This window comes from Streptomyces sp. WM6378 (genome assembly GCF_001279695.1).
Lineage (GTDB): Bacteria > Actinomycetota > Actinomycetes > Streptomycetales > Streptomycetaceae > Streptomyces.
The window spans coordinates 153,044-178,226 of sequence record NZ_LGDD01000306.1; the positions used below are offsets into that span (position 1 = coordinate 153,044).

The following is a 25,183-nucleotide window of genomic DNA, read 5'->3' on the forward strand; positions in this document are numbered from 1 at the left end:
CTCGGCCACCTGGTCGAGAGCCAGATCACCATGCTCGACCAGGCCCGCATAGCTGCGCCCCGCTCTGACGAGCTCGTCGCTGATGTCGCGATCGGCTTGTCGAGGTACTGCCGTGTCCGCTGATGGGGCGCTACGCAGGGTCGCCGGCGGGCAGGGGCGGGGGTACTCGTGTCCCTTGCCGCGCCGAGGGTTCGGGCCTGGTTGCGGGCGATCCGCGTCGCCTTTGCCGCGACTAGGTAGCACCGGCGGGTCCGCGGATCGATCCCGCCCACAAATGCATTCAGCCTGCCCCAACCTGTACGGATGCGAGCCACGGCGCGGCTCCCGTTTGGTGCGAGCGGCCGGTTCAGATGGCGGACGACGCTGGCAATGCGGCTCCGGAGCAGCAACACGGAGATATGTGAACTCCGTTCGCGCATCTCCGTACTCCGGCGCCCAACGCCCGCCTGTCGTCGGATAATCGCCACCGCGGGTGCATCCGACGCCAGGCAAACAGACCAGACCAGGGCCCAAGGGACGGCACGATGGATGCGACGGACAAGCTGGTGGTCTCGGCGTTGCCGGCCAACGGGCGCGCCTCCTGGACGGCGATCGCCGACGCCCCGGACCTCGGCGAAGGCACGGTCCGCAGGCGGGGCAGTCGACTGCTGGACTCCGGGCTCCTCGCGGTCACCGCCCTGGAACCCCTACCGCGCCTGGGGTGGCTGGCCCCTCATCCTCGTCTTCCCTGCGCCTGGCCCGCCACCCGGCCCGCATGTACCCGGTCAAGACGATCTGGGTGCTCGACAACAACGGGACCTTCGCCTTGGTCCACCCCGCAAGCACGATGAACGCAATGAACTGACCCTGCGTCACCTGCCGATCGCCGGCGAGTCCCTCGATCTGCGCGCCCTGCCCGTCCTGCGCGCCTACACGCTCGCCGGACCACCGCAGCCGCCCCTGGTCACCGCCGCCCAGACTCTCAAGATCCGTCATCCTTACGGTGATCCGAACCTCGCGCCCGGCCCCCGCCTCGACGCCGATGAACACCACCTCGTCGAAGCCCTCGCGGTGGACGGCCGCATGAGCTTCTCCCGGCTCGCGGCGAGCACGCACACCTCAGCGGCGACCGCCCAACGTCCGCTCCACCGACCGAGGTTGACCGGCGGGGCCGAGATCGCCACCCTCGTCGACCGCTGCCAAGTCGGCCTGGACGTCCAGGCGGTCTTCTTCTTCCAGACCGACCCCGCCGCCCTGCCCGACGCCGTCAAGCAGCTCACGGCCCGCACCCAGGTCCACCTCGCCACCGCGGTGACCGGCCCGGACAACATGATCGCCGCTGTCGTCGTACCCCACACCGACGACGTCTACCGCCTCCTGGCCGAAGAGCTCCCCTACCTGCCCGGCGACCGGCACGTCCGCGTGCACCTCGTCAACGCGTTCATCAAGGAGAGCGGCATGACCTTCCACGACGGCCGCCGGCAGCCCGTCGACCCCTGAACCACGACCCACCCCGGGCGTCTCGGCATGGCGACGGGCCGCGGCGCCGACGGGCCTGTCGCCCCAGCCTGCCGCAGCGAGCAGGTCGTACCAGCCGGGGGGCGGATGGTGTGCGCCCCGGTGGGGCCGGAAGGGGGTCGGTCCCGGCCGGGGCGCACGTGGGGCACCGGCTCCTGTCAGGCCGGTACCCCGTCCCGCGAGTGGCCCCGTGTCCGCTCGCGGGACGCGCGGGGGATGTGCTGTGGGGCGGCCGGGGTTTGGCCTGCTCCGGTCGTGCGACGGACTGCCGCGGGCGGTCAGTTCTCGTATCGGATCCGGATGGTGGGGGAGGTCCGGTCGTCCGCGACGACTTCGAAGTCGGGCGGGAAGTCGTCGCTCGTGCGGGCGTCCACGGACTTGGTGCCCTCGTGCCGGCACAGGTGGACGATGCCCTGTCCGATCACTGTCGCGGGCACGATGGCGACTCGTACGGGAACCTGGGGGCGGCGGCGTTCAGCGCCGGATGCCGCCCGTTTGGGGACCGGTCCGGAATCTCCGCGCGGACTCGGCCCGGCCCCCTGGCGGCATGCGCCCGGACGGAGGGGCATAGACCGGGACCGGCCGCTGTTGTGCGTGGAGGAGCTCAGCTGTGACGGATGTGACGGACACGAGGAGCGGACCATGCCGAAGGCAGTGCGGTTCGATGAGTACGGCGGAATCGATGTCCTGCGAGTGACGGACGTGCCCCTTCCCGAGCCGGCCGAAGGGGAGGTGCTGGTCAAGGTGAAAGCCACCGGCATCAACCCGGGCGAGGCCAAGATCCGCGAAGGGCAGTTGCACGACCGCTGGCCCGCAACCTTTCCGTCCGGGCAGGGCAGCGACCTGGCGGGGATCGTCGTGCGGCTCGGTGCGGGAGTCGAGGGCTTCGCACCCGGGGACGAGGTTGTCGGCTTCAGTGATCGGCGGGCAAGCCATGCCGAGTACGTGATCGCGGACGCTGGCGAGCTGACTCCCAAGCCTGCGGGCGTCCCCTGGGAAGTGGCCGGGGCGCTCTTCGTCGCCGGGACCACGGCCTACGCGGCGGTGCGCGCGGTGTCGCTCACGCCGGGCGACACGGTGGTGGTGTCGGCGGCAGCCGGCGGAGTGGGCTCTTTGGCCGTGCAACTGGCCAGGCGGGCCGGGGCCGAGGTGATCGGCATCGCGGGCCCGGCCAACCGTGAGTGGCTCGCCTCCCACGGGGTCAAGCCGGTCGAGTACGGCCCGGGCTTGTCCGATCGGCTGCGCAAGGCCGCGGATCGCATCGACGCGTTCATCGACACCCACGGCGACGGCTACGTGAAGCTGGCGCTCGACCTGGGGGTGGACCCGTCGCGGATCGACACGGTCATCGACTTCGCGGCCGTTCAGGAGTACGGCGTGAAGGCCGAAGGCAGCGCGGCGGCGAGCAACGTCAAGGTCGTCGCGGAACTGGCGGCGCTGGTCGCGGAGGGTGAGTTGGAGGTGCCGATCGCCGCGGTATTTCCGCTGGACGAGGTCCGCACCGCGTTCGAGGAGCTGGAGAAGGGGCACACTCGGGGCAAGATCGTGCTGCTGCCCTGAGGGCGACCTATTCGGCACATTGACACGGCCTGCATCGACCTCAGTGCGGCATGGGCCGCCGACGGCTACCGGCCGCCCATGTCGTCCCCTCAGCCGATGAAGGACTCGCGGCCGAAGCGGCCCCACGCCACGAAGCCGGCCAGGACGACATGGACCAGGTCCACCACCACGAGCTTGGTCTCGTGACGCCGGATGCGGGTGATCGTCGCACCGGCCATGAGCAGGACCAGACCGAGGGCGGCCAGCGGCACCAGACACGGTGCGATGTCGAGTACGGCGGGCAGGACCAGGCCCGCCGCGCCGGGGTGACGTTCGGGTGGTCGTCAGTGCTGGCCGGGCTCGTAGCCGCCGGCGGGCTGCTGGACGATGACGTTTCCGCGGTTGAAGGCATTGATGAGGGCGATCTGGGTCACCAGGGCGGCGAGCTGGTCCTCGTCGTAGTGCTTCGCGGCATTCGCCCAGACCTCGTCGCTGACGCCACCGGCCGCATCGGCGATGCGGGTGGCCTGTTCGGTCAGTTCCAGGGCGGCGCGTTCGGCATCGGTGAACACCGTGGCCTCGCGCCAGGCCACGACCAGATGGAGGCGCACGGCGGTCTCACCGGCTGCGGCGGCGTCCTTGGTGTGCATGTCTATGCATCCGGCGCAGCCGTTGATCTGGCTGGCGCGGAGCATCACCAGCTCGCGCGTCGCGGCCGGCAGGGTCGAGTCCCCGAGTGCCTTGCCCGCCGCGATGATGTGCTTCCACGCCTTGGCTGCGACCGGGCTGGCGAAGACGTTCAAACGAGCGGTCATCGTGGATTCCTTTGTCGTTGTTCGCTGTTGCCCCTCTGAGACAGGGCGCCCAGGCGAGCTGTGACAGGAGTCGAATGTGACCCGCGTCTCCCTCCCTTTGCGTGATCCGCAGGCCGGGCGCCTCGGATAGCCTGCGTGATACGAGCGTCGGGGGAATCGGGGGAGGTTCCGTGCCGGGATCAACAGATGTGTCGGATGCGTCGAACTACCGGCCACTGCTGTTCTCCATCGCCTACGGGATGACCGGGTCCGTGGGCGACGCCGAGGACATCGTGCAGGATGCGTTCCTCGGCCTGACCCGCGCCCGCCGGGCGGGAACGGAGATCGCCGCTCCGAAGGCGTACTTGACCACGTCGGTGACGCGGCTGAGCATCAACCACCTGAGTTCGGCGCGAGTGCGGCGGGAGACCTATGTGGGGGAATGGCTGCCCGAGCCCGTCGTCGTGTTCACCGACCGGCCGGGGCCGGCCGAACACGCCGAGCTGGCCGACTCCCTGTCGATGGCGTTCCTCGTGCTGCTGGAGGTCCTGTCCCCGGTCGAGCGGGCGGTGTTCATGCTGCGCGAGGTGTTCGGGTACGACTACCCGGACGTGGCGAGGACCACCGGCAAGTCCGAGGCGAACTGCCGGCAGATTCTCGCCCGCGCCAGGAAGCGCATCGCCGCTGATGGACAGGTGGCCGACAGCGCGCCGCCCCCGGCGCGGCGCGCGGAGGGCGAGGAGCTCGCCCGTACGTTCTTCGAGGCCGCCGCGGGCGGCGAAATGGACACGCTGCTAGGCATGCTCGCCCCCGACGTGGTGTTCCACGGGGACGGCGGGGGCAAGGCGCGGGCGATCGGGAAATCGGTGACCGAGCCGCTGCCCGTCGTGCGGCTGCTCGTCGGTGGGCTGCGGCGGCTGCGGTCGCTCGGCGCCGCACTCCGGCCGGTTTGGATCAACGGTCGGCCGGGCGCCTTGGTCGTCGACGCCGAAGGGCGCGTGGCCGGCGTGATCGAGCTCGACGTCGTCGACGGAGTGGTCCGGGCGATCCACTCCGTGTCCAACCCCGACAAACTCGGCCACATCGGGCCGGTGTCCGATATCGGGCGACTGCCGGAGAGATGAGCCATCCCCTCCCGGCCCGCTCGCCGTTGAGCCCTATGCCGCCATCCGGAGGTGGGTGGCTCGGGCAGGGGCGGAGCGGAGTTTGGTGAGGATCCGCCAGTTCTTGAGGTGGCGAAGCCGTGCTCAACCGGTGTGCGTCCGACGGCGAGGAGGCGCTGGTAGCCCGGCGCTAGCGCGGCCTCCTCCACGCCCGGTGCGCGGTGCGGGATCAGCGTCACCGCCTGTCCGCCCGCCTGCCCGGGCATCGGCGCGGCGGAGGTGCGATCGTCAGCGAGCTGTTCGGTCACCCGCTCAAGGACCCGTTCGGCGATGGCGAGTTCATCCCGCTCGGCCCGCACTTCCGCCAACTGCTTGGCCAGCTGTTCTTCGAGTTCGTCCAGTTCCGTGCGCCGCGTGGTGATGCGGTGATGCGTTCCAGCAGCTCGGGATCCAGCTTCGGCCTGGACGAGCCGAAACGGACGCCGGGAACACGCGCTGACCGGGGTGGTCTCGGTGCGGGCATGGGATCGGCGGCACCTGAGCGGCCCCAAGAGGTGAGTATCGCCCACATCAATGTCTCGCCGCCTCGCACACAACGGCGGGCACATTCAAGGCAGTTGAACCGAGCGAGGGACTGATCGGCGGCCAGACTCCCCGATCAGGGGACGGCCAGTCCATGGCAGACGACCCCGCCGGGCGAGAGCCCACGGGACCAACGTTGCCGAGTTCCCGCACTTGGATGACCGGCAGCGGCGGCTGTTGATGGCGGCGGAGGCCCGGGGCCGGGGCATGCAGGGGTGCGGGCGGCCGCGGTGCGTGAGACGACGGTCCGCCGGCAACTCCGACGGCCGGTACGGGACTCTGCCGCTAGGACGGCGGATGGATCTCCGTGACGATCGTGTAGAGCTCGGTGATGACGCCGTCTCTGGTGCGGGCGATGTCCATGCCGCTGATCGTCGGGGGGTGGCCGCCGGCCGGGCCGTACTCGAAGCCGAGGTGGCCGATGTCGTCGAGCTCCGATGCGGCGCCTGTGGGTCGGAAGACCCAGTCCGGGTTCTCGGCGCGCAACTCCGCGGCGCGGCGTACCAAGTCCGTGCGCCCGTGGTTGATGCGGTCCGGTTCGTGCCACACCACGTCGTGGGCGTAGTTCTCGGCGATGACGGCGGCCCGGCGGTCCGGGTCGGGTTCGTTGAACACCTCAAGCAGGTTGACCCGCATCAGGTCGGCGGGGGATCTGGTCATGGCGGAGTCCGTTCGTCAGGGCTGGTGGGCCGTTCGGGCGGAGTTCCACCGGACCGCGCGGCCTGGTGGCTCAGGTCGCGGTGGCCGGGGGCGTCCGGAGCGGGGCGAGGGCCGAGGTCCAGGCGATGAGCTGGTCGAGCATGGTGGTGAGGGCGGCCAGGTTGTGGTCGCCGGGCTTGAAGACGCTGAAGTCCTGGAAGTCGGTGAACAGGGAGAGCGCGACTTGCTGGCGTACGTCGGCCATCTGGAGTTCGGCGGCGACCAGACGCAGTTGTTCGGCGGACCGCGTGCCGCCCGTGGCGCCGTAGGAGACCAGGCCGAGGGCCTTGTTGTTCCACTCGGCGTAGAGGTAGTCCAGGGCGTTCTTCAGGACACCGGGGATGCCGTGGTTGTACTCGGGGGTGACGATGACGAAGCCGTCGTACGGGGCGATGGTCTCGGCCCAGCGCCGGGTGTGCTCGTTCTGGTACTGGCCGAGGGAGGGCGGCATCGGCTCGTCGAGGTGGGGGAGGGGGTGGTCGCGCAGATCGAGCAGCTCGAAGCCGACGTCGGTCCGGCGCGAGGCGTGGCCGAGGACCCAGTGCGCCACCTGGTCTCCGACGCGGTTGGGCCGCGTGCTGCCGAGGATGATGCCGATGGTGGGCATGGTTTGGCCTGCCTCTCCGTGGTGCCTTGCGTCTGCCGGACACACACTGCCCGGAAGGCCGTTGACCGGGCGGGCGTGGTGCCCGGCAGCATGGGCGTGGGGTTGCCCTGAGCGGTTGGGTCAGCTCGGTGCGACGGCGGACGCGAAGTCGGGCTGCACGCCGAGCTGGGCGAGCATGGCGCTGAGGCCGACGTAGCAGTTGAATTCCTTGATCCTGCCGTTCTCGACGTACCAGAAGTCGGCCGTGGGAATGTCGAGCTTGGCGCCGGTCGGGCGGATGGTGCCGACGGGTGTCTCGAACGGGCCGGTGAAGGTGCCCTGGATCGTCAGCTCGACGGCGGCGACGTTGCCCGTGACGTGGAATCGGTGCAGTTCGCGGTGGATGTCGGGGGCGAGTGCTCCCATGAAGGCGACCTGGTCGCCGAGGTGTTCACCACGGTAGCTCTCGCCGGCGACGACGTTGTTGAAGACGCCGTCCTCGGTGAACAGGTCCCTGAAGCCCTGCACGTCCAGGACGCTGCCCTCGGCCGCCCGGTACGCCGCCCTGACCACGGTCTCCGTGTCGGTGCTCATGGTGCCCTCCCGTATTGAGAGAATCCATTCAAACCATTGATTTAAATTGTGGTGAGAGGGTGGCCGCCTTGTCAAGCAAGTGATTGGATTGATCGTGGTACTGGGCCCATGTGGCCCGTTTCGGCGGTATCGGGCGCCTACCGGGCTCCCCGGAACGCGCCGGCCACCACGGGGATGAGCATCCGCTCCACCTGCTCGGGGGGCTCGGTGGCCAGCTCGGCCCCGATGGGCGCCAGTGCGAGCCAGTTCAGCATCCCGGCCGCACAGCGAATCCGGAAGACGAGCTCTCGCTCGTCGGCCTCGGGAAGGTGCGCCGCCAGGATCTGCACTGCCTGATGGCGGGCCTGCTCGAACTTCCCGGCCAGCCTCTCCCACCCTTCGGGCGGATCGATTCCCACCCGCGCCACGGTCCGCATCACGGCCAGATCCCGCCCGCCGGCCACGAGCGCCCTCACCATCGGCCGCGCGAACGCCTCGGCCAGCTCGCTCAGCGTCGCGTTCCCCGCCAGAGCGTCGAGCTCACGGATCTGCGCGTCCAGATACCGCTCCAGTGCGTGCTCGATCGCCACGTCGCACAGGGCCTTCAGCGACCCGAAGTGGTAACTCACTGCGGCGACATTGGCCCCGGCGTTCTGGGTGATCTCGCGGAGGGTGACTCCTTCCTGCCCGCGCTGCGCAAGCAGTTCGAGAGCGGCCGCCAGCAGGTCGTCCCGCGTTCGCTGACCGGCCTCGCGGCGAAGGTCCGTTTTCTCTGGTCTCACGTTAGAACTCAAGCGAACGCTTGACTTCATTGTCAAGCGGTCGCCTGGCGTGGACGGTGGGGCAGCAACTCCAGGCGGAACCGCCGACCCGCCTTGCCGGGTCGGCGGTTGCCGGGTCAGTGGGTCGTGGCCGTCGATGCCGTGACGGCGGAGCCGGCGTGGTCCGTACTGCGCTGGCGGCGCTGGACCGCAGGAACCCGCCGCCAGCGCCATCGGGGGGGCCACTGCACCGGTTAAGGGACCTGCCCGCCCGCCTGGCTCCCCGGCGGCAGGTCGTCGGGGCCAGCCGGCCACATGATCGCCGCAGAGGCGTGACCCGGGTAGGGGGCTGACAACCCTGTGGCCCTTCAGGTGCCGCCTGCTGAAACGCCCCGCCGGTATCCAGTGGCATCCCTTGGATGCCGGCCCTGCCGCTCTGCGCGGCGCCGGGTGAGGACACTGCACCGTGCGGCAGGGAGAGCGTGGCGATCAGAGTTCGTCGCGTGAGGGGTTGGGGTAGTTCCAGCCGGCGTTGAAGGTGTGCAGGACGCGTAGGTAGCGCCGGACCTGATCGGTGTTCTCGATGGTTCCGATGCCGGGGACGTAGGGGACAGTCGGGGTCGAGGTGTTACCGGCGCCTACGAGGTTCCAGTAGAAGTTGGACAGGACGCCCCAGTTGTTCTCCAGGTTCTGCTGCCAGGCCGGCAGGCCGTTGGTGCCCCAGCCCCAGTCGCCGACGGCGGCGCGGAAGACCCCTTCGAGGTCGTTGAAGCGGGCGGCTTCCGATGTCATCTGGATGAGCAGCATCAACGAGCGGGCGGTGTTCTGGGTGTTGGTGTTGGCCGAGGTCTGGTTGGCGAGCTGGAGGATGGAGGCGCGGATGTCGTTCCACCAGACCGGCATGCTGGACCGGTCGCGTCCGGCTGCCTGGACGAGGGCCTGGTAGTTGCCGCCGAAGGGCAGGTTGGTGATCGACGTGTCGACGGGGGCGCGGTTGAAGCTGGCGTCGCTGAACGTGTAGGAGACTCCGCTGCCCTGCGGGGAGTACCCGACGACGTACAGGTTGTCGGGCTGGACCCACAGGTCCACCGCCCGCCGGTTCCCGCTGTCGTCGTGGGCGGACAGCGAGACCCGGACGATCCCCTCCTGCTGGGAGGCGTTCTGCGTGTACTGCGTACCGTCCCGCCACGTGTCGGAGACCGCGGCGCGCAGGCTGGCCAGGAACGTGGAGTAGGCGATCGTCTGCTGGCTGCTGGGGGCATCGCCCAGGTCCAGCCAGACGTGGTTGACGGATCCATCGCCGGTGTGCGCCGCGGCCGGCTGGGCAGTGGAGAGCAGCCCGGGTACGACGGCGAGGGACATGGCCAGGGCGAGCAGGGTCCGGCGTAACCGGCCCCGACCAGTCGCGGTATTTCTTCGGCTGTGCATCACGCAGTCAACTCCCCTTCGACGGCCCATGCGGGCGTGGCGTTGTCTGCCCAGAAGTGCAGCACCAGGTTGGGCACCGACGGAAGAAGGCACAAGGCCCGCTCGTGCGCCTCGGTGCCTGGCTCCGTTGAACGGAGTGGGCGTGAGGCAGTGGACAGCGCGTACCCACTCCTCACCCGGCCGGGGCGGGTCAACTCGTCGCCGCCGACGCCGTGACGGCGCTGGCGAAGTCGGGCTGCACGCCGAGTTGGGCCAGCATGGCGCTGAGGCCGACGTAGCAGTTGAATTCCTTGATCTTGCCGTTCTCGACGTAACAGAAGTCGGCCGTTGGGACGGTGAGTTTGGCACCGGTCGGCTCGATGGTGCCGACGGGTGTTTTGAACGGGCCGGTGAAGCTGGCCCGGATCGTCAGCTCGACGGCGACGATGTCGCCCATGACATGGAACCGGTGCAGCTCACGGTGGATGTCGGGCGCCGGCCCGGCCATGGCGAGGACCGGGTCCCCCAGTTGCTCTCCGCGGTAGCTCTACGCGGCGACGACATTGTTGAACACGCCGTCCTCGGCGAACAGGTCCCTGAACCCTCGACGTTCAGGACGCCCGCCCTCGGCCGCGTGGTACGCCGCCCGGACCACTGTCCAGTCCAACCCGCCGACGCTGACGGAGCCCGGCCCCAGGAGGGCACCGATACGACGATGAAGGGCATTTGTGTGTCACCAGGCTCCTGAGCTGATGACACAGCTAGCGAAAAGGCGAACACGGTGAACGCGGCAAGCTCCGTGTTGGAGGGAGCGCTCGCCTCGAAGCCGTAGAACCGGCCGTACTTCGGCCGCATGAGGTCTACGCCTCCTTGGCCACTGCGGCCAGCTGCGCCGGGAACCAGGCCGAGTGGGCCCCTTGCGAGGGGTCGATGAAGTCGCTGAACGGATGGGCCTTGAAAGCCTGGGTGACCGCGTCTCGGATGTCCTGGTAGTACCCGAGCTCAAACTGGACGTCGGCACGGGAGCCGATGTTTCCCTGGTCGGCCGGGAGGAAGTCCCAGTCCATCTCCTGGACTTCGCCCAGGTTGCGTTCCGCGAAGAGGAAGCGCTCGTTCGCGGTGAAGCGCCAGAGCGGCGGTTGGTCGGGCCGCCTGGTCGGGCCCCATCAGATCGGGGCAGTGGACGATCTTCTCGGCCGGCCAATCGCCGAGGCCGCTGTCCGCGTTGATGTGGCCGCGGTTTTCCATGAGACGGTGCCGCGCCTGCCAGTCGCGCGCGAACGAGGTGGCCGTCTTCGGCCCGTGGAAGGGGCGGCTCTACGGGCCGGACGAGCTCGGCCCCGACGGTGCCGCCTACCAAGTGGTCGTCGGCGGCGAGTACTTCGGCCTGCCACTGGCCGGCGCCGGGCTCGTCGCCGGTGCCGTCTCGGTGATCCGGCGCCGCCGCGAAACACATCCGGTACCGGCGGTCGCGCTGCGTGCCGCCCGGTCACTTCCGTGATCCGGCCGGGTGCGAAGCCCTCGGCCGGGACGCCTTACGCCTTGGCCTGCTGCTGGATCTTGATCAGGTTGCCGGAGGGGTCGCGGAAGCCGCAGTCGCGCGGCCCCCACGGCTGATCGATGGGCTCCTGGAGCACCTCGGCGCCCGAGGCCCGTACCTTCTCGAAGGTCGCGTCGAGATCGTCCGTCCTGAAGACCCACATCGGCAGGACACCCTTGGTGAGCAGTTCCTGCATGGCGTCGCCGTCGGCCTGGGAGCGGCCGGCGTGCGGCTCCGAAAGGACGATCTCAAGCCCCGGCTGGGTCGTGCTGCCGAGGGTGACCCAGCGGAATCCGCCGGACGCGACGTCGTTGCGCACTTCGAGCCCGAGCGCGTCGCGGTAGAAGCCGAGTGACTCGTCCACGTCGTTGACGGTGATGTGGCAGTACTGGAGTGCGATGGTCATGCCGTCAACGTTAGGCGGCGGCGTTGTCGCCCGCTTCTCGAATCCTGCTCGGTGCGCCCGGTGCGCTCGGGGAGTTTCTCGTCGGACGCGTCCGCACCTTCGCCACGCACGCGGGCATCGCCGCGACCGCGTCGTGCCCCCGGCCGCGGTACGCGCTCGGCGTCTCGCCCACGATCTCGGTGAACCGCGAGCTGAACGAGCCCAGCGACGTACAGCCGACCGCCATGCACGTGTCGGTCACACTCATGCCCCCGCGCAGCAGCGCCATCGCCCGCTCGATCCGGCGGGTCATGAGGTAGCTGTACGGGGTCTCGCCGTAGGCGGCCCGGAACCGCCGCGAGAAGTGCGCCGGCGACATGAGCGCGTGCTGAGCCATGGTCGGCACGTCCAGGGGCCTGGCGTACTCACGGTCGATGAGGTCCCGCGCCCGGCGCAGGTGCACGAGGTTGACGAGCTCTTCCGGCGTCATGTCACGAAGCTACCACCGCCCGCTGACAGGGGCTCTGACCTGCGAGAACGCTGGTAGACGCACACGGCCGCAGCCGCCCGCCCATGGCCGCGGCCGACGCGGCGCGGCCGACGCGGCGCGGCTGTGCTCGGCGGGCGCTCAGCGCTGTGGGTCCGACAGCGTCGAGGGCGGGGCCTCGCGCTGGTGCGGGAACACGGACGGGGACGGGGACCGGGTCGGCTCGGCCTTGTCCTGCTGGAGGGAGACGGTCCGGGTCGGGGCCGGGATCGAGATGCCCTCTGCCCGGTAGCGCCGGTGCAGCCGCTTGATGAACTCGTGCTTGATCCGGTACTGGTCGCTGAACTCGCCCACCCCCAGGATCACCGTGAAGTTGATCCGGGAGTCCGCGAACGTGTGGAAGCGGACCGCGGCCTCGTGCCCGGGCAGCGCACCCGTGATGTCCGCCATCACGCTGTCGACGACCTCCAGGGTGACCCGCTCGACGTGCTCCAGGTCGCTGTCGTAGCCGACCCCGACCTGCACCAGGACCGTCAACTCCTGTTCCGGCCGGGCGTAGTTGGTCATGTTCGTGCGGGCGAGACGGCCGTTGGGGATGATCACGAGGTTGTTCGACAGGTTGCGCACCACCGTGTTGCGCCAGTTGATGTCGACGACATAGCCCTCCTCGCCGCTGCTGAGCCGGATGTAGTCACCGGGCTGCACCGTCTTCGACGCGAGGATGTGCACTCCGGCGAAGAGGTTGGCGAGGGTGTCCTGGAGGGCCAGGGCGACCGCGAGGCCGCCCACACCGAGGGCGGTGAGCAGGGGTGCTATGGACACGCCCACCGTTTCGAGGGCGACCAGGACGCCCATCGCCACCACCACGACCCGCGTGATGTTGACGAAGATCGTGGCCGAGCCGGCCACCCCGGTCCGTGACTGTGCGAGGGACTGCACGAGCCCCGCGACGACCCGGGCCGCGGTGAGGGTGATGACGAGGATGAGCAGGGCGGTCAGCGAATGGTTGACGATGCCCGCGACCCGTGTGGTGAGCGGCAGCGCCGAGGCGGCCACCGCTGTGCCCGCGACCGTGGCCGCCCAGGGCGCGATGGTGCGCAGCGCGTCGACGATGATGTCGTCCCCGGTCCACTTCGTTCTTCGCGCGTGTTCGCCCAGCCATCTCAGCATCACGCGCAGGAGCAGTCCGGCCGCGATGCCCGCGGCCATCGCTATGGACGCCACCACCCAGTCGTGCAGCACGAGACCGCGGTTCAACGGACACACTCCCGGCGGCGAGGGGCCGGGGGTTGAGCGAGGGATGCCGTCGATCGCCGTATGCGATGTGTCGTCACTTTGTCACCTTGTCGCCTGTCGGACCGTGCTGCCCGGAGCCTCGTTCGGGCGGTACGCACCCGGAACGGGCTGCCATCCTGCCCCATGGGCGGAGCGTCCTCGCAGGTGGGCCGGTGTCGAGCCGCCTCCGCCGAGAGATACCCGGGATTGCCTGACACAACTGGGGTACAGAATCGGGCACTTCGAGCTGACGGGACGTCACCACATCAGGTGTCGCCGTCGATGTCGTACGGCGGACCCGAGGCGACCGGCATCAACGGCGACACCCCGCTCCGGCGGCTGCCGCGCCTACCGGAGGCCGGAGAGCTTGAAGACCGTGCGGGCCGTCTCGCGGTCCACCCGGGCCGCCATCTGCCGCAGGGCCGTCTCGCCGCAGCGGAGCACGCCCTGATCGAGGCTGGTGCGGGCGTCCCGGTCGAGGATGTGCCACAGCGGGGGATTCGCGACGAGCACCTTCGGGTCGAGCTCGGCCCGGTGGCCCTCGGTATCCCGCAGCACCAGGCGCTGGGCGACGCCGTCGGACCAGCGCACCGACACCAGGCGGTCGGTGCGGACCTCGGCCCGCCGCAGCAGCCCGCGCGAGACCAGGCGGCCCGGCCCCACCGACACCCGGGCGGGCCAGAGCACGACGAACAGCAGGGCGGCGAGAACGCTCCACAGTCCGGCCCGTACGACGCTGAGGGTGCCGGCCGCGGCGTCGATGGCGAGGAGCAGGCCGAGCAGCACCCCCGCGCACCCCGCCGCCGAGCGGGCCTCGCCGGCCCATGTGGTGTCATACACCACTGCTTCGGCCCCGCGGTGGGGTGCGGTGCCGTGTCCCGCCACTTTGCGGGTGGTCAGTCGTCCCATGGTGAGGACGCTATGGGCCCGCACCACATAGGGCGCCATACCTTGATGGACCGCTGATGTGCCGCCCGCCGGAATTGACGCGGACCATACGCCCGGCCCGCTTCCCCGGCATCCCGGCAGCACCGTCCGGCAGGTATCAAATGCGCGGTACAGCGGTATACCTACCGGTAAGGAACTTGTCCGCTTCGGCGGTGGCCCGGCTGCGGTCGGCGCCGTGGACGGGCGTGGACAGTTCTCTTTCCAGGACGGCAGGAGCCCCCGCGCGGGCAGTGCCTGTTCCGGCGCGGGAGGCCGCGTCCCGTCCTCATCCTTATCCTTGTGAACCCGGATCCTTTTTGTGAACTCAGCCGGTTCCCCCCTTTCCCGACCCCTCGGGGGCCGTGAAAGTGATCACCCGAGGAGTGAGGCCATGAGCGAGAGGTGCGAGGGGATCGTCCAGTACTTCGACCGTGGGAAGGGCTACGGATTCGTCGTGCCGATCGGGCAGCACGACGCCATCTACGTGCGGCGGGAGGACATCGAGGGGGAGACCCGCACGCTGTCCGAGGGTCAGCAGGTCTCCTTCGTCATAGAGCTGGGCCGGGGCCGCTTCGAGGCGCGTGCCGTACGCCCGTGAGCCGGTGGCCCGGAGTCCCTGCCGCGCCCTCTTCGCCGGGGGCTCGGGCCGGGGGCCCGTCGTGACCCGGGGCGATCACGAGATATCTTGATGTCGAGCAATGTTGCAGACGTGGAGCGGAGCACCCGGTGACTGACTCGACCATCATCTACACCCACACTGACGAGGCGCCGGCCCTGGCGACGCATTCGTTCCTGCCCGTGATCCAGGCGTACGCCTCGACCGCCGGTGTCACTGTGGAGACCCGTGACATCTCCCTCGCGGGGCGCATCATCGCGAGCTTCCCCGAGTTCCTCGAGGAGAGCCAGCGGATCGACGACGCGCTCGCCGAGCTCGGCGAGCTGGCGAAGACGCCCGGCGCGAACATCATCAAGCTGCCGAACGTGTCGGCCTCCATCCCGCAGCTCAAGGCCGCCGTCGCCGAGCTGCAGGGCCAGGGCTACGCGCTGCCGGACTACCCGGACGACCCGAAGAGCGACCAGGACAAGGACGTCCGCGCGCGCTACGACAAGATCAAGGGCAGCGCCGTCAACCCGGTCCTGCGTGAGGGCAACTCCGACCGCCGCGCTCCCGCGTCGGTCAAGAACTACGCCAAGGCCCACCCGCACCGCATGGGCAAGTGGACCTCCGACTCGAAGACGAACGTCGCCACCATGGGCGAAAACGACTTCCGGTCCACCGAGAAGTCCGCGGTCGTCGCCGAGGCCGGCTCGCTGCGTATCGAGCTGGCCGCCGCGGACGGCACCACCACCGTGCTGCGCGAGTCCGTACCGGTCCTCGCGGGCGAGGTCGTCGACGCCTCCGTGATGCGCGTGGCCCAGCTGCGCGAGTTCCTCACCGCGCAGATCGCCCGCGCCAAGGCCGAGGGCGTGCTGTTCTCGGTGCACCTCAAGGCCACGATGATGAAGGTCTCCGACCCGATCGTCTTCGGCCACGTGGTGCGCGCCTTCTTCCCGAAGACGTTCGACAAGTACGGTGACGTGCTCGTCGCCGCCGGCCTGTCCCCGAACGACGGCCTCGGCGCGATCCTCAAGGGCCTCGACGGCGTGCCGCACATCGGCGCCGAGATCAAGGCGGCCTTCGAGGCCGAGCTCACCGAGGGCCCGGCCCTCGCGATGGTCGACTCCGACCGCGGCATCACCAACCTGCACGTGCCGTCCGACGTCATCGTCGACGCCTCGATGCCGGCCATGATCCGTACCTCCGGCCACATGTGGGGCCCGGACGGCGCCGAGGCCGACACCCTCGCGGTGCTTCCGGACAGCAGCTACTCGGGCGTGTACCAGGTCGTCATCGACGACTGCCGCGCGCACGGCGCCTTCGACCCGGCCACGATGGGCTCCGTGCCCAACGTCGGCCTGATGGCGCAGAAGGCCGAGGAGTACGGCAGCCACGACAAGACCTTCGAGATCCCGGCCGCAGGCGTCGTCCGCCTCGTGGACGCCGCGGGCAACGTGGTCCTGGAGCAGGAGGTCGCCGAGGGCGACATCTTCCGCGCCTGCCAGACCAAGGACCTGCCCATCCAGGACTGGGTCAAGCTCGCCGTCACCCGCGCCCGCGCCACCGGCGACCCGGCCGTGTTCTGGCTCGACGAGGGCCGCGCGCACGACGCCGTCCTCATCGAGAAGGTCCGCACCTACCTCGCCGAGCACGACACCGAGGGCCTGCGGATCGAGATCATGTCGCCGGTCGAGGCGACCGCGTTCTCCCTGGAGCGCATCCGCCGCGGCGAGAACACCATCTCGGTCACCGGCAACGTGCTGCGCGACTACCTGACCGACCTGTTCCCGATCCTGGAGCTGGGCACCAGCGCCAAGATGCTCTCGGTGGTCCCGCTGATGAACGGCGGCGGCCTCTTCGAGACGGGCGCCGGCGGCTCCGCCCCCAAGCACGTCCAGCAGCTGGTCAAGGAGAACTACCTGCGCTGGGACAGCCTGGGTGAGTTCCTCGCGCTCGCGGTCAGCTTCGAGCACCTCGCGGCGACCACGGGCAACGCGCGCGCCCAGATCCTCGCCGACACCCTCGACCGCGCCACCGGCACCTTCCTCAACGAGGACAAGTCGCCGAGCCGCAAGCTGGGCGGCATCGACAACCGCGGCAGCCACTTCTACCTCGCCCTGTACTGGGCGCAGGAGCTGGCCAAGCAGACCGAGGACGCGCAGCTCGCGCAGGCGTTCGCGGCCCTGGCCAAGACGCTGTCCGAGCAGGAGTCGACCATCGTCGACGAGCTCATCGCGGTGCAGGGCTCGCCGGTCGACATCGGCGGCTACTACCGGCCGGACGCTGCCAAGGCCTCCGCGGTCATGCGCCCCTCGAAGACCCTGAACCAGGCCATCGCCACCCTCGCCTGACCCAACTTCCCCATGGGGAACGCCAGTTGAGCACACCGCCGCCCCGGCCGGATCCCTTCCGGCCGGGGCGGCGGCATTGCGCTCCCTCAGTGCCCGCCCCCGTCCCCCGCGTCCCCCGCGGCATGGCTGTCCGTGTGGTGGTCCGGGTGTACCTCCGGCGCCTCGTCCGTTCTGCGGTGTGTTTCGGAGAGGATGCCGGTCACCGCTACCGCCACCAGGCAGGCGGAGATGATCGCCTCGGCCCACAGGAACGCCGCGTAGTCGAGCAGGCAGCCCACCGGCGGGCCGCCCGGGGCCGCGTTGCGGAACCCGGCCAGGGCGAACAGCGTGGCCGCCATCCAGGCCATCGCCGGCCACACGAGCCCCCGGCGCTGGTCGATGATCACCCAGCTGGCGCCGAGCACCGCCAGGGCGAGCCCCCACATGATGAACATCATGAACCAGGCCCAGATGAACGTGGCCCGCGAGCGGCTGACCCGGATCTCGAACGACGCGAACCCGTGGTCCTGGCTGCGGCTGATGATCGTCGGCTTGAAGAACGCGTCGACGTCGCGCAGCGAGACGGCGACCGGCACCTCCTTTCCGGCCGCCTCGGCGGCGAAGCCGATGGAGGTCGAGTACCGGTCGAAGGGGTAGTCCGAGACGGAACCGCCGTCCAGGCTCACCTTCACGTCCTGGTACGAGACCTGTCGGCCGGCCTTGAAGTCGAGGCCGCCCCGGATCAGCGAGGACGTCTCCACCCGCAGGTCGACCGCCGGGGTGTACGGGTCGCCCTGCTCGCGCAACGTGCCCCGGGGGAGCACCAGGACCCGCAGCGTCAGCTCCCGGGCGACCGGGTCGACCTTCTGGATGCTGGTGTCGACGTACACGCCGTTCGTCGCCCGCGGGTCGCCCAGCGTGTGCTCCTGCTGGCGCACGTCACGCTCGTTGAAATACAGCAGCACCCCCACGACCGCGGCCAGCAGGATCACGAGGAGCGAAATGAGGTGACGTACGAAGTATTTTCCCGGTCGAAAACGTGCCATAGGCGAATGAATACACCCCAAGGTGTACTGGTTCGCCGGACGCGGGGCCGAGCGAGCGCGGCCGGCCCCGCCCAAGCTCTCACACGCGACGCGGCAGCCGGACCGTCAGCGAGTAGAGGCGGGTGGTCTGCGCCGGGTTCTCGTTGTCGTCGCTGACCAGGAGCAGCCGCAGGCGGCCGTCCCAGGTGCGGCCGGTGACGGCCACGCCCTCGATGTTGTCGAGCAGCGGGTTGGGCTGCGGCTGCTTGGCTGTCGCGCCCAACGAGGGGCAGGCGGCGAGGTCGGCGAGCAGCGTCTTGCGCATGACCTTGGCCGGGCCCGGCAGGTTCTCGACCCCGCTCACATCGCTCGCGCCCCGCGGGTCGGCGAGGAAGAGGCCTACCGAATTGCCGACGCCCGCGGTGAAGCCGCGCTCCAGGACGAGCAGTCGGCCGTCGCCCGTCACGGTGATCTCGGACACGCCCGCGTTCGGATCGACGGGGTAGGCGTACTGCCCGGCGAGCGCGAACTCGCCCTTCGGGCCGCCCCGGTGCCAGGTCTGGAACCGTACGAGCGAATGACCGGCCGCGTCCTTGCCGTCACCTGACAGGGGGGCCTCCATGGAGGCGATCAGGGTGTGGCCGCCGGGCTGGAGGGCGAGGCCCTCGAACGTTGCGTTGGAGACGGCACGTCCGGCCGGGGCGACGCGCAGCGCGTCCGGGACGGGCAGGCGGCCGAGGAGCTTGCCGTCGCGGTCGTAGCGGCGTATGGACGGCTCGATCTCGGAGGTGATCAGGCGGGTGCCGTCGCGCTCGACGACCACGGCCTCCGAGTCGAGTTGCCTGCCCTGTTCGTCGGCGAGCGGCACGACCCGGACGGGAGCGGCCACCGGGCCCGTGCCCACCTTGAGGTTGAACAGTTGCGAACGGTCGGACAGGGCCGCGACGGTGCCGTCGGTGTCCACGGCCAGACCGGACAGATTGCCGACGGCCGTGCCCTGAAAGAGAGTTTTGTCCAGGCCGTCGTAGAAGCCGTCGACGGCCGTCGACGAGGAGCAGGCGTGCGGGGCGCTCGCGGGCGCCCTTTCTGCGGCGGTCGCATCGGTGACGGTCACTGAGGCGGCGACGGCCAACGATGCGGTCGCGGCGGTGACGGCGGTGCGCAGACGCACGGGTTCCTCCCAAGTCGGGTGCAGTGGTGCCGCCACCGTAGATCGGCTTGTGTGACGGGCGAGTTGAGTTCCGCCATCCTGCGCGGGAACGCTGGACCGCCGCTCGAATCGGGGACCGGAACGGCCATTCCGCCTTCGGGGGATCAGCGGGGGCGGGCCGGTCACGGCCGCAAACTGCTCGTGAGCTGGGCCCCTGGCGGCTCGGGAGGGCCGCTGAGCCACTTATCCTGAGCCACTCAGCCCGAACCCGGTGTCCTGGCCGCACAACTTGTCCTTGGAGTCCGCCTTGAGGGTAAATCTCCGTTCCCGAGTCACCATGTGGCTCGGGCGCACCTACCTTGCCAGGATCCAGAAGCGCGGTATCGGCCCCGGCACGATCTCGCTGCTGCCCGACGCGCTGCTCATGCCGCTGCGCCGGGACGGACTCGACCCGGTTCCCGAGCTGACCGCACGGCAGGCCGAGGAGCCGGTCAGCAAGGTCCCGCTGCCCTTCGGGATGGACGCCTGGGTCGTCACCGGCCACGACGCCGTCAAGGCCGTGCTCGGCTCCACCGACGGGTTCAGCAACGACTTCACCCACCTCGCGGGCAACGCGGGCGTCGTCGAGGAGCAGCACCCCGGCGGGCTCGGGTTCAGCGATCCGCCGGTGCACACCCGGCTGCGCCGCATCCTGACACCCGAGTTCACTATGCGACGCCTTCGCCGGCTGACCCCGCGCATCGACGCCCTCGTCGAGGAGCGGCTCGACGCGATGGAGGCCGCGGAAGGACCCGTCGACCTGGTGGAGGCGTTCGCGCTGCCCATCCCCTCGCTGACCATCTGCGAGCTGCTCGGCGTGCCCTACGAGGACCGGCACGACTTCCAGCAGCTCGCCATGGAGCGCTTCGACCTGTTCGGCGGGGCGACCGCTCCGCTCGGAGCGATGTCCGCCTCTTTGTCCTACTTCCGGGACGTGGTCAAGAAGCAGCGCGAGAACCCGGGCGACGGCCTCATCGGCATGATCGTCAAGGAGCACGGCGACAGCGTCGGCGACGACGAACTCGCGGGCCTCGCCGACGGCGTGCTCACCGGCGGATTCGAGACCACCGCGAGCATGCTGGCGCTCGGCTCCCTCGTCCTGCTCCAGGACCCGGACGCCTTCGCGCGAATAGCGCACGACGAGGCGGCCGCCGCGACGTTCGTCGAGGAGGCGCTGCGCTACCTCACTGTCGTCCAGCTGGCCTTCCCGCGCTTCGCCCGCGAGGACGTCGAGATCGCGGGCGTGCTCATCCCCAAGGGCGACATGGTGCTGTGCTCGCTCAGCGGCGCCAACCGCGACGCCGCGTTCACCCCGGACGGCGGCCGCTTCGACGCGCACCGCAAGGCGAGCGGCCATCTCGCCTTCGGCTACGGCATCCACCGCTGCATCGGCGCGGAACTGGCTCGCATGGAACTGCGCGCCGCCTTCCCCGCCCTCGTCCGCCGCTTCCCCGAGATGCGCCTGGCCGTACCGGCGGAGGAACTCGCCTTCCGCAAGCTGTCGATCGTGTACGGGGTCGAGTCGCTGCCGGTACGGCTGCGGGGCTGACGCGCGCGACCGGGCCGAAGGCCGGGCGCGCGCGACCGGTTCAGCCGACTGTGAGCGCGGTGTCGTCGACGACGAACGACGTCTGGAGCTTGGACCCCTCGGTGGCGGTGAACTTGAGGGTCACCGTCTGCCCCGCGTAGGCCCCGAGGTCGAAGGTGCGCGGGGCGTAGCCGCTCGCCGCGTTCACGTTGGAGTACGTGGCGAGGGTGCCCAGAACCGTCCCGCTGCCGTTCAGCACCTGGACCTTGAGGGTGTCGTACGCCGTGCTCGACGTCTCGGCCGTGTCGATGTGCAGCTGGAAGGCGAGCGACGCCGCGCAGCCCGCCGGGATCGTCACCGTCTGGGCCAGGGTGTCGGTGTGCGCGCTGCCCTTGCCGCCGAGCCAGGCCTTGTACGCACCGGTGCGGGCGGGCTCGCCGCTGCTGGTGTTGATGATGCCGCTGGTGGCCGTCCAGCCCGAACTCCCGGATTCGAAGCCGGGGTTGGCGAGCAGCTGGGCCGCGGTGCACGGCGTGGGGTTGCCGCCGCTGCCGGCCGCACCCGAGAGCCATTCGGTGGCGTTCAGCGCGAGCGCGGCATCGGTGCCCGCCGGGTCGTTCCAGCCGTCGTACAGGGTGTTGCCCGACTGGCCGGTGCCGTCGTCGATGGGCGAGCTGTCGCCCCAGAACGCGACGCGGCCGCTGCCGAAGGTGCTGGTGGCGAAGAAGGCGCCCGTGTCGCCGGAGGAACCGGTGCGGTAGACCAGGCCCTTGGCGGCCGGGTTGTCGGACGGCTTGAGGGTCACGGTGGTGCCGTTGCGGATGATGCTGCCGGTCACCTTGCCGAACGAGCCGTTCAGGACCGGGTCGGCGGAGTCGCTGATGGCCCTCGGATTGTCGGTGGCGATGTTGAGGGCGTCCACGGAGAAGCCGAACGGATCCGCGCTGTCCACGCTGTTGTTGGACATCAGGTCGTTGATGACCTTCACCGCGTCCGCGCCGTCGTTGTTGCGGTCGGAGCCGGTGTGGTCCGAGATGAGGAAGAGCCCGCCGCCGTTCTGCACGAACTGCATCACGGCGGTCTTCTCGGCTGCGCTGAGCAGCACGTTCGGCTCCGGCATCACGAACGTGTCGAAGTTCTTCAGGTCCGTCGCCGACGACGTGCCGTACGTGATCGTGCCGCCCGAGGGCAGCGTCTTCAGGGCGTAGTCGCCGGTCTTCTGCAACGCCACGCCCCACGAGGACAGCGCGCCGGTCCAGTCCTTCTCGGCCGAAGGCGAGGGGTTCTGGCCCAGCGGGTCGGGCTGGCTGGTGCTGATGATCCAGTCGGCGTTGCCGGCGGTCTCCGCCTTGGAGTTGTCGAACAGGACGCGGTGGGGAGTGGCCGCGGCGACGGCGGGCGCGGCGCCCGCCTGGATGGCGGTCCCCGCGATCAGGGAGGCGGAGAGGGCCAGACCGCCGATGATGCGGCGGCGGGATCTGGGGCGGGGGAACCTGCTCGTTCCGAGCATCCGGCGTACCTCCAGGTATGAGGGGGGAGAGGCGGTGCGGCGCCAAGTCTTCGCGCGTAGATGGTTGTTCGCTGAACGTCCACGCCACGGGCGACTGAACGGTACATGGCAAGAAGGGGCCTGAGGCAAGCCCTCGGACCGCTTCCCTGTGGTGAGTCGGGCCCGCGCCGCGACTGTGTCAGGGCCGCCTCGTGGGAGCCTCTTGGCAGCGAAAGTGCAATGTGAAATATTACTGCTGCCCTCACGGGGAATTCTCCGGACGTCTCGTCGTCGGCGCCGAAGGTGCGGCCGACGCCGATTCCGGCGCCGAGGACGGCAGTTGACCTGTGTGTTCCCGTGGGCACGGCACACGCATCAGTGAAATGTCACACCCCAGAAAGGGCTTCCGTCGTGACCGCCACCACCTGGAACACCACCCGCCCCTGGCGCGGCATCATGGTCGCCACCGTGCTGCCGCTGCGCGACGACCTGTCCGTCGACTACGACGCGTACGCCGAGCATGTCCGCCGGCTGATCGACAACGGCTGCGACGGGGTCGTTCCGAACGGCTCGCTCGGCGAGTACCAGACCCTCACCGACGAGGAGCGCGCCCTGGTGGTCCGCACCGCCGTCGACGCGGCGGGCGACGGCGCGCGGGTGATGCCCGGCGTCGCCGCCTACGGCAGTGCCGAAGCGAGGCGCTGGGCCGAGCAGGCGGGGGAGGCGGGCTGCGGCTCGGTGTTGCTGCTGCCGCCCAACGCCTACCGGGCCGACGAGACGGCCGTCCGCGCCCACTACGCGGAGGTCGCCAAGGCCGGGGTGCCCGTCGTCGCCTACAACAACCCCATCGACACCAAGGTCGACCTGAACCCCGGGCTGCTGGCCCGCCTCCACCAGGACGGCAGCGTCGTCGCCGTCAAGGAGTTCAGCGGTGACGTGCGCAGGGCGTACGAGATCGGTGAACTCGCCCCGGACCTCGACCTGTTGATCGGCGCCGACGACGTCCTGCTCGAACTCGCGACGGCCGGTGCGGTGGGCTGGATCGCCGGCTACCCCAACGCCTTCCCCACCACCTGCGCCGAGCTCTACCACGCGGCCGTCGCCGGTGATCTGAAGACCGCGCTGCCGCTGTACAAGTCCCTGCACTCGCTGCTGCGCTGGGACTCCAAGACCGAGTTCGTGCAGTCCATCAAGCTGTCGATGGACCTCGTCGGCCGCCGTGGCGGCCCCACCCGTCCGCCGCGCTTCCCGCTCACCGGCGAGATCGAGGCCGAGGTGCGAGCCGCCACCGAGAAGGCCGTCGCCAACGGTCACCTCTGACCCGTCGGCCCAGGACGATCCCCGGTGCACCACGGCCGGGTGGTGGCTGCCGGGCGGCGTACCGCCGGCCGACCGGGATCGGCGCCACGCCCGACCGGCCCGTTCATCGCACCTCCCAGACCCGCACGACCCCTTCCCCGGAGGTTTCCTCCCATGACCACCGCCGTCTCCTTCCTCACCTCCCGCAATCCGGCCGACCCCACGGACGTACTCGTCTCGACCCCCTCTCCCGGCGCCTTCGCCGTGGCGGACGCCGTGGAGCGGGCCCGCGCGGCCCAGGCCGGCTGGCTCACCGGCGGTGCTGCCGCGCGCTCGGCCTCGCTCGGCGCGGTCGCGGCCGCCGTCGAGGCCGCCGCCGACGAGCTCGCCGCTCTCGCCGTGCGCGAGGTCGGCAAGCCGCTCGCCGAGGCCAGGGCCGAGGTCGCGCGGACCGCCGCGATCTGGCGGTACTACGCCCAGGCCCCGTACGAGCCCACCGGCAGCGTCCACGAACCCGCCGCAGGCGCCGGGCTGTTGCTGAGCCGCCGCCGCCCGCACGGAGTGGCCGGGCTCATCACGCCCTGGAACTTTCCGCTCGCCATCCCGAGCTGGAAGGCCGCCCCGGCGCTCGCCGCCGGCAACGCGGTCGTCCTCAAGCCCGCCCCCGAGGCGACGGCGTGCGCCCTGCGTCTCGGCGAGATCGTCCGACAGGCCCTACCTGCCGGGGTGTTCACGGTCCTTCCCGGCGGAGCCGGCGAAGGCAACGCGCTGGTCTCGGCGGCCGACGTCGTCTCCTTCACCGGGTCGACCGGTGCCGGTCAGGCGGTCGTGCGCGTCGCCACCGCTCGCGGCGTCCCGGTCCAGGCCGAGATGGGAGGTCTGAACGCGGCCCTCGTCCTGCCGGACGCGGACATCGACCGGGCCGCGGCCCACATCGCCGCCGCGATCGCCGGATTCGCGGGCCAGAAGTGCACCGCCACCAGCCGAGTGATCGCGGTCGGCGCCGCGCACGCCCCGCTGCGCGAGGCGCTCACCGAAGCGCTGCGAGACCTCCCGGTGGGCGACCCGGCCGACCCCACCACCGTGTGCGGGCCGCTCATCAGCGAATACGCGCGTGATCAGGTCGCCGAGGCCTGGCATGGACTACGTGCCACGACGGGCGGCACGGTCCCTCAGGGGCCCGGCTGGTACGCGGCCCCGACCCTGGTCGAGCAGGTCCCCGCGGGGCATCGGCTGCTGCGGGAGGAGGTGTTCGGGCCGGTGGCCGCGCTGCTGCCCGCCGACGATCTCGCCCATGCGGTCAGGATCACCAACTCGGTCCCGTACGGCCTGGTCACCTCGGTGCACACCGCGGATCTGGACACGGCGCTGGGAGGACTGGACCGGATCGACACCGGCATGATCCGGATCAACGCCCCGTCCACCGGAGTCGACTTCCACCTTCCGTTCGGGGGCGCCAAGGCATCCAGCCACGGGCCGCGCGAACAGGGCCGCGCGGCCCTGGAGTTCTACACCTCCAGCCGCACCTACACCCTCTCCCCTGCGAAACCCATGTGACATCGGATGACGG

Annotated in this window: 28 protein-coding genes and 2 pseudogenes; 11 read left to right on the forward strand and 19 right to left on the reverse strand. The window is 70.2% G+C overall.

Annotated elements, in window-relative coordinates; genetic code table 11:
• Positions 1-524 precede the first annotated feature (524 nt).
• A pseudogene (locus ADK54_RS48890) lies at positions 525-635 on the forward strand (AsnC family transcriptional regulator); the annotation flags it as partial.
• A gap of 34 nt (positions 636-669) precedes the next feature.
• Here ADK54_RS48890 and ADK54_RS47760 read toward each other — a convergent pair.
• Positions 670-1,032 carry a hypothetical protein gene (locus tag ADK54_RS47760; protein ID WP_234392231.1) on the reverse strand — a complete coding sequence of 121 codons (363 nt, stop codon included), beginning with the start codon at positions 1,030-1,032 and terminating at the stop codon, positions 670-672.
• Positions 1,033-1,062: 30 nt separating this feature from the next.
• On the opposite strand from ADK54_RS47760, the gene ADK54_RS46880 reads away from it, so the two are divergent.
• Positions 1,063-1,479, forward strand: a complete 417-nt coding sequence (locus ADK54_RS46880) for an Lrp/AsnC family transcriptional regulator (RefSeq protein WP_199827046.1) — start codon at positions 1,063-1,065, stop codon at positions 1,477-1,479.
• A 296-nt stretch (positions 1,480-1,775) separates the two neighbouring features.
• On the opposite strand, the gene ADK54_RS46885 is transcribed toward ADK54_RS46880, so the two are convergent.
• Entirely contained in the window at positions 1,776-1,934 is a 159-nt protein-coding gene (locus ADK54_RS46885) for a hypothetical protein (RefSeq protein ID WP_199827047.1), read from the reverse strand.
• Positions 1,935-2,139: 205 nt separating this feature from the next.
• Here ADK54_RS46885 and ADK54_RS28475 point away from each other — a divergent pair, with 205 nt between their 5' ends.
• Positions 2,140-3,057, forward strand: a complete 918-nt coding sequence (locus tag ADK54_RS28475) for an NADP-dependent oxidoreductase (RefSeq protein WP_053728596.1) — start codon at positions 2,140-2,142, stop codon at positions 3,055-3,057.
• 89 nt (positions 3,058-3,146) lie between these two features.
• Here the strand turns inward: ADK54_RS28475 and ADK54_RS28480 are convergent, their stop codons facing one another.
• Positions 3,147-3,347 carry a DoxX family protein gene (locus ADK54_RS28480; RefSeq protein WP_078966700.1) on the reverse strand — a complete coding sequence of 67 codons (201 nt, stop codon included), beginning with the start codon at positions 3,345-3,347 and terminating at the stop codon, positions 3,147-3,149.
• A 33-nt stretch (positions 3,348-3,380) separates the two neighbouring features.
• Complete coding sequence (locus ADK54_RS28485) at positions 3,381-3,851, reverse strand: carboxymuconolactone decarboxylase family protein (RefSeq protein ID WP_053728597.1); 471 nt, start codon at positions 3,849-3,851, stop codon at positions 3,381-3,383.
• Between the two features lie 170 nt (positions 3,852-4,021).
• Here ADK54_RS28485 and sigJ point away from each other — a divergent pair, with 170 nt between their 5' ends.
• Positions 4,022-4,954 carry an RNA polymerase sigma factor SigJ gene (sigJ, locus tag ADK54_RS28490; protein WP_078966701.1) on the forward strand — a complete coding sequence of 311 codons (933 nt, stop codon included), beginning with the start codon at positions 4,022-4,024 and terminating at the stop codon, positions 4,952-4,954.
• 200 nt (positions 4,955-5,154) lie between these two features.
• A complete protein-coding gene (locus ADK54_RS46285; RefSeq protein ID WP_159047923.1) occupies positions 5,155-5,571 on the forward strand; it encodes a hypothetical protein in 417 nt (138 codons plus the stop codon).
• A gap of 229 nt (positions 5,572-5,800) precedes the next feature.
• Here ADK54_RS46285 and ADK54_RS28495 read toward each other — a convergent pair whose 3' ends face one another.
• From ADK54_RS28495 to ADK54_RS48895, 8 genes and pseudogenes are all read right to left on the reverse strand, one after another.
• Entirely contained in the window at positions 5,801-6,175 is a 375-nt protein-coding gene (locus ADK54_RS28495; protein ID WP_053728598.1) for a nuclear transport factor 2 family protein, read from the reverse strand.
• A 70-nt stretch (positions 6,176-6,245) separates the two neighbouring features.
• Positions 6,246-6,821: an NADPH-dependent FMN reductase gene (locus tag ADK54_RS28500; RefSeq protein ID WP_053728599.1), complete on the reverse strand. Its 576-nt coding sequence runs from the start codon at positions 6,819-6,821 to the stop codon at positions 6,246-6,248.
• Positions 6,822-6,941: 120 nt separating this feature from the next.
• On the reverse strand, positions 6,942-7,394 hold the full coding sequence (locus ADK54_RS28505) for an ester cyclase (RefSeq protein ID WP_053728600.1): 453 nt from the start codon (positions 7,392-7,394) through the stop codon (positions 6,942-6,944).
• 137 nt (positions 7,395-7,531) lie between these two features.
• Complete coding sequence (locus ADK54_RS28510) at positions 7,532-8,155, reverse strand: TetR/AcrR family transcriptional regulator (protein WP_234392232.1); 624 nt, start codon at positions 8,153-8,155, stop codon at positions 7,532-7,534.
• A gap of 468 nt (positions 8,156-8,623) precedes the next feature.
• Positions 8,624-9,562, reverse strand: a complete 939-nt coding sequence (locus tag ADK54_RS28515) for a ribosome-inactivating family protein (RefSeq protein ID WP_159047924.1) — start codon at positions 9,560-9,562, stop codon at positions 8,624-8,626.
• A gap of 190 nt (positions 9,563-9,752) precedes the next feature.
• Positions 9,753-10,049, reverse strand: coding sequence for an ester cyclase (locus tag ADK54_RS28520; RefSeq protein ID WP_234392233.1), 297 nt, complete (start codon positions 10,047-10,049; stop codon positions 9,753-9,755).
• 352 nt (positions 10,050-10,401) lie between these two features.
• A complete protein-coding gene (locus tag ADK54_RS28525; RefSeq protein WP_053728602.1) occupies positions 10,402-10,608 on the reverse strand; it encodes a hypothetical protein in 207 nt (68 codons plus the stop codon).
• Positions 10,544-10,795 (reverse strand): annotated as a pseudogene (locus tag ADK54_RS48895) (hypothetical protein); the annotation flags it as partial. The pseudogene ADK54_RS48895 and the gene ADK54_RS28525, both read right to left, overlap by 65 nt.
• Here ADK54_RS48895 and ADK54_RS28530 point away from each other — a divergent pair.
• Entirely contained in the window at positions 10,788-11,042 is a 255-nt protein-coding gene (locus tag ADK54_RS28530; RefSeq protein WP_159047925.1) for a hypothetical protein, read from the forward strand. The pseudogene ADK54_RS48895 and the gene ADK54_RS28530 overlap by 8 nt on opposite strands.
• A gap of 34 nt (positions 11,043-11,076) precedes the next feature.
• On the opposite strand, the gene ADK54_RS28535 is transcribed toward ADK54_RS28530, so the two are convergent.
• The 4 genes from ADK54_RS28535 to ADK54_RS28550 all read right to left on the reverse strand — a co-directional run bounded on the left by ADK54_RS28535 (position 11,077) and on the right by ADK54_RS28550 (position 14,137).
• A complete protein-coding gene (locus ADK54_RS28535) occupies positions 11,077-11,487 on the reverse strand; it encodes a VOC family protein (RefSeq protein ID WP_053728604.1) in 411 nt (136 codons plus the stop codon).
• A gap of 10 nt (positions 11,488-11,497) precedes the next feature.
• A complete protein-coding gene (locus ADK54_RS28540; protein WP_053728605.1) occupies positions 11,498-11,956 on the reverse strand; it encodes a helix-turn-helix transcriptional regulator in 459 nt (152 codons plus the stop codon).
• Between the two features lie 138 nt (positions 11,957-12,094).
• On the reverse strand, positions 12,095-13,210 hold the full coding sequence (locus ADK54_RS28545; RefSeq protein WP_053728606.1) for a mechanosensitive ion channel family protein: 1,116 nt from the start codon (positions 13,208-13,210) through the stop codon (positions 12,095-12,097).
• 366 nt (positions 13,211-13,576) lie between these two features.
• The gene (locus tag ADK54_RS28550) at positions 13,577-14,137 is read right to left on the reverse strand and encodes a hypothetical protein (RefSeq protein ID WP_053728678.1); all 561 of its coding nucleotides are present in this window, start codon (positions 14,135-14,137) and stop codon (positions 13,577-13,579) included.
• 409 nt (positions 14,138-14,546) lie between these two features.
• Here ADK54_RS28550 and ADK54_RS28555 point away from each other — a divergent pair, with 409 nt between their 5' ends.
• Both ADK54_RS28555 and ADK54_RS28560 read left to right on the forward strand, forming a co-directional pair.
• The gene (locus ADK54_RS28555) at positions 14,547-14,753 is read left to right on the forward strand and encodes a cold shock domain-containing protein (RefSeq protein WP_053728607.1); all 207 of its coding nucleotides are present in this window, start codon (positions 14,547-14,549) and stop codon (positions 14,751-14,753) included.
• Between the two features lie 128 nt (positions 14,754-14,881).
• The gene (locus tag ADK54_RS28560; protein ID WP_053728608.1) at positions 14,882-17,104 is read left to right on the forward strand and encodes an NADP-dependent isocitrate dehydrogenase; all 2,223 of its coding nucleotides are present in this window, start codon (positions 14,882-14,884) and stop codon (positions 17,102-17,104) included.
• A gap of 86 nt (positions 17,105-17,190) precedes the next feature.
• On the opposite strand, the gene ADK54_RS28565 is transcribed toward ADK54_RS28560, so the two are convergent.
• Positions 17,191-18,129, reverse strand: a complete 939-nt coding sequence (locus ADK54_RS28565) for a DUF4436 family protein (protein ID WP_078966705.1) — start codon at positions 18,127-18,129, stop codon at positions 17,191-17,193.
• A gap of 79 nt (positions 18,130-18,208) precedes the next feature.
• Entirely contained in the window at positions 18,209-19,279 is a 1,071-nt protein-coding gene (locus ADK54_RS28570) for an esterase-like activity of phytase family protein (RefSeq protein WP_053728610.1), read from the reverse strand.
• A 316-nt stretch (positions 19,280-19,595) separates the two neighbouring features.
• Here ADK54_RS28570 and ADK54_RS28575 point away from each other — a divergent pair, with 316 nt between their 5' ends.
• The gene (locus tag ADK54_RS28575) at positions 19,596-20,846 is read left to right on the forward strand and encodes a cytochrome P450 (protein ID WP_053728611.1); all 1,251 of its coding nucleotides are present in this window, start codon (positions 19,596-19,598) and stop codon (positions 20,844-20,846) included.
• Between the two features lie 40 nt (positions 20,847-20,886).
• On the opposite strand, the gene ADK54_RS28580 is transcribed toward ADK54_RS28575, so the two are convergent.
• Positions 20,887-22,335 (reverse strand): hydrolase, encoded by a 1,449-nt coding sequence (locus tag ADK54_RS28580; RefSeq protein WP_107090639.1) that lies wholly within the window; start codon positions 22,333-22,335, stop codon positions 20,887-20,889.
• Between the two features lie 390 nt (positions 22,336-22,725).
• Between ADK54_RS28580 and ADK54_RS28585 the strand changes: the two genes are divergently transcribed.
• The gene (locus tag ADK54_RS28585) at positions 22,726-23,634 is read left to right on the forward strand and encodes a dihydrodipicolinate synthase family protein (protein WP_053728612.1); all 909 of its coding nucleotides are present in this window, start codon (positions 22,726-22,728) and stop codon (positions 23,632-23,634) included.
• Between the two features lie 153 nt (positions 23,635-23,787).
• Entirely contained in the window at positions 23,788-25,170 is a 1,383-nt protein-coding gene (locus tag ADK54_RS28590; protein WP_053728613.1) for an aldehyde dehydrogenase family protein, read from the forward strand.
• The last annotated feature ends 13 nt before the right edge of the window (positions 25,171-25,183 follow it).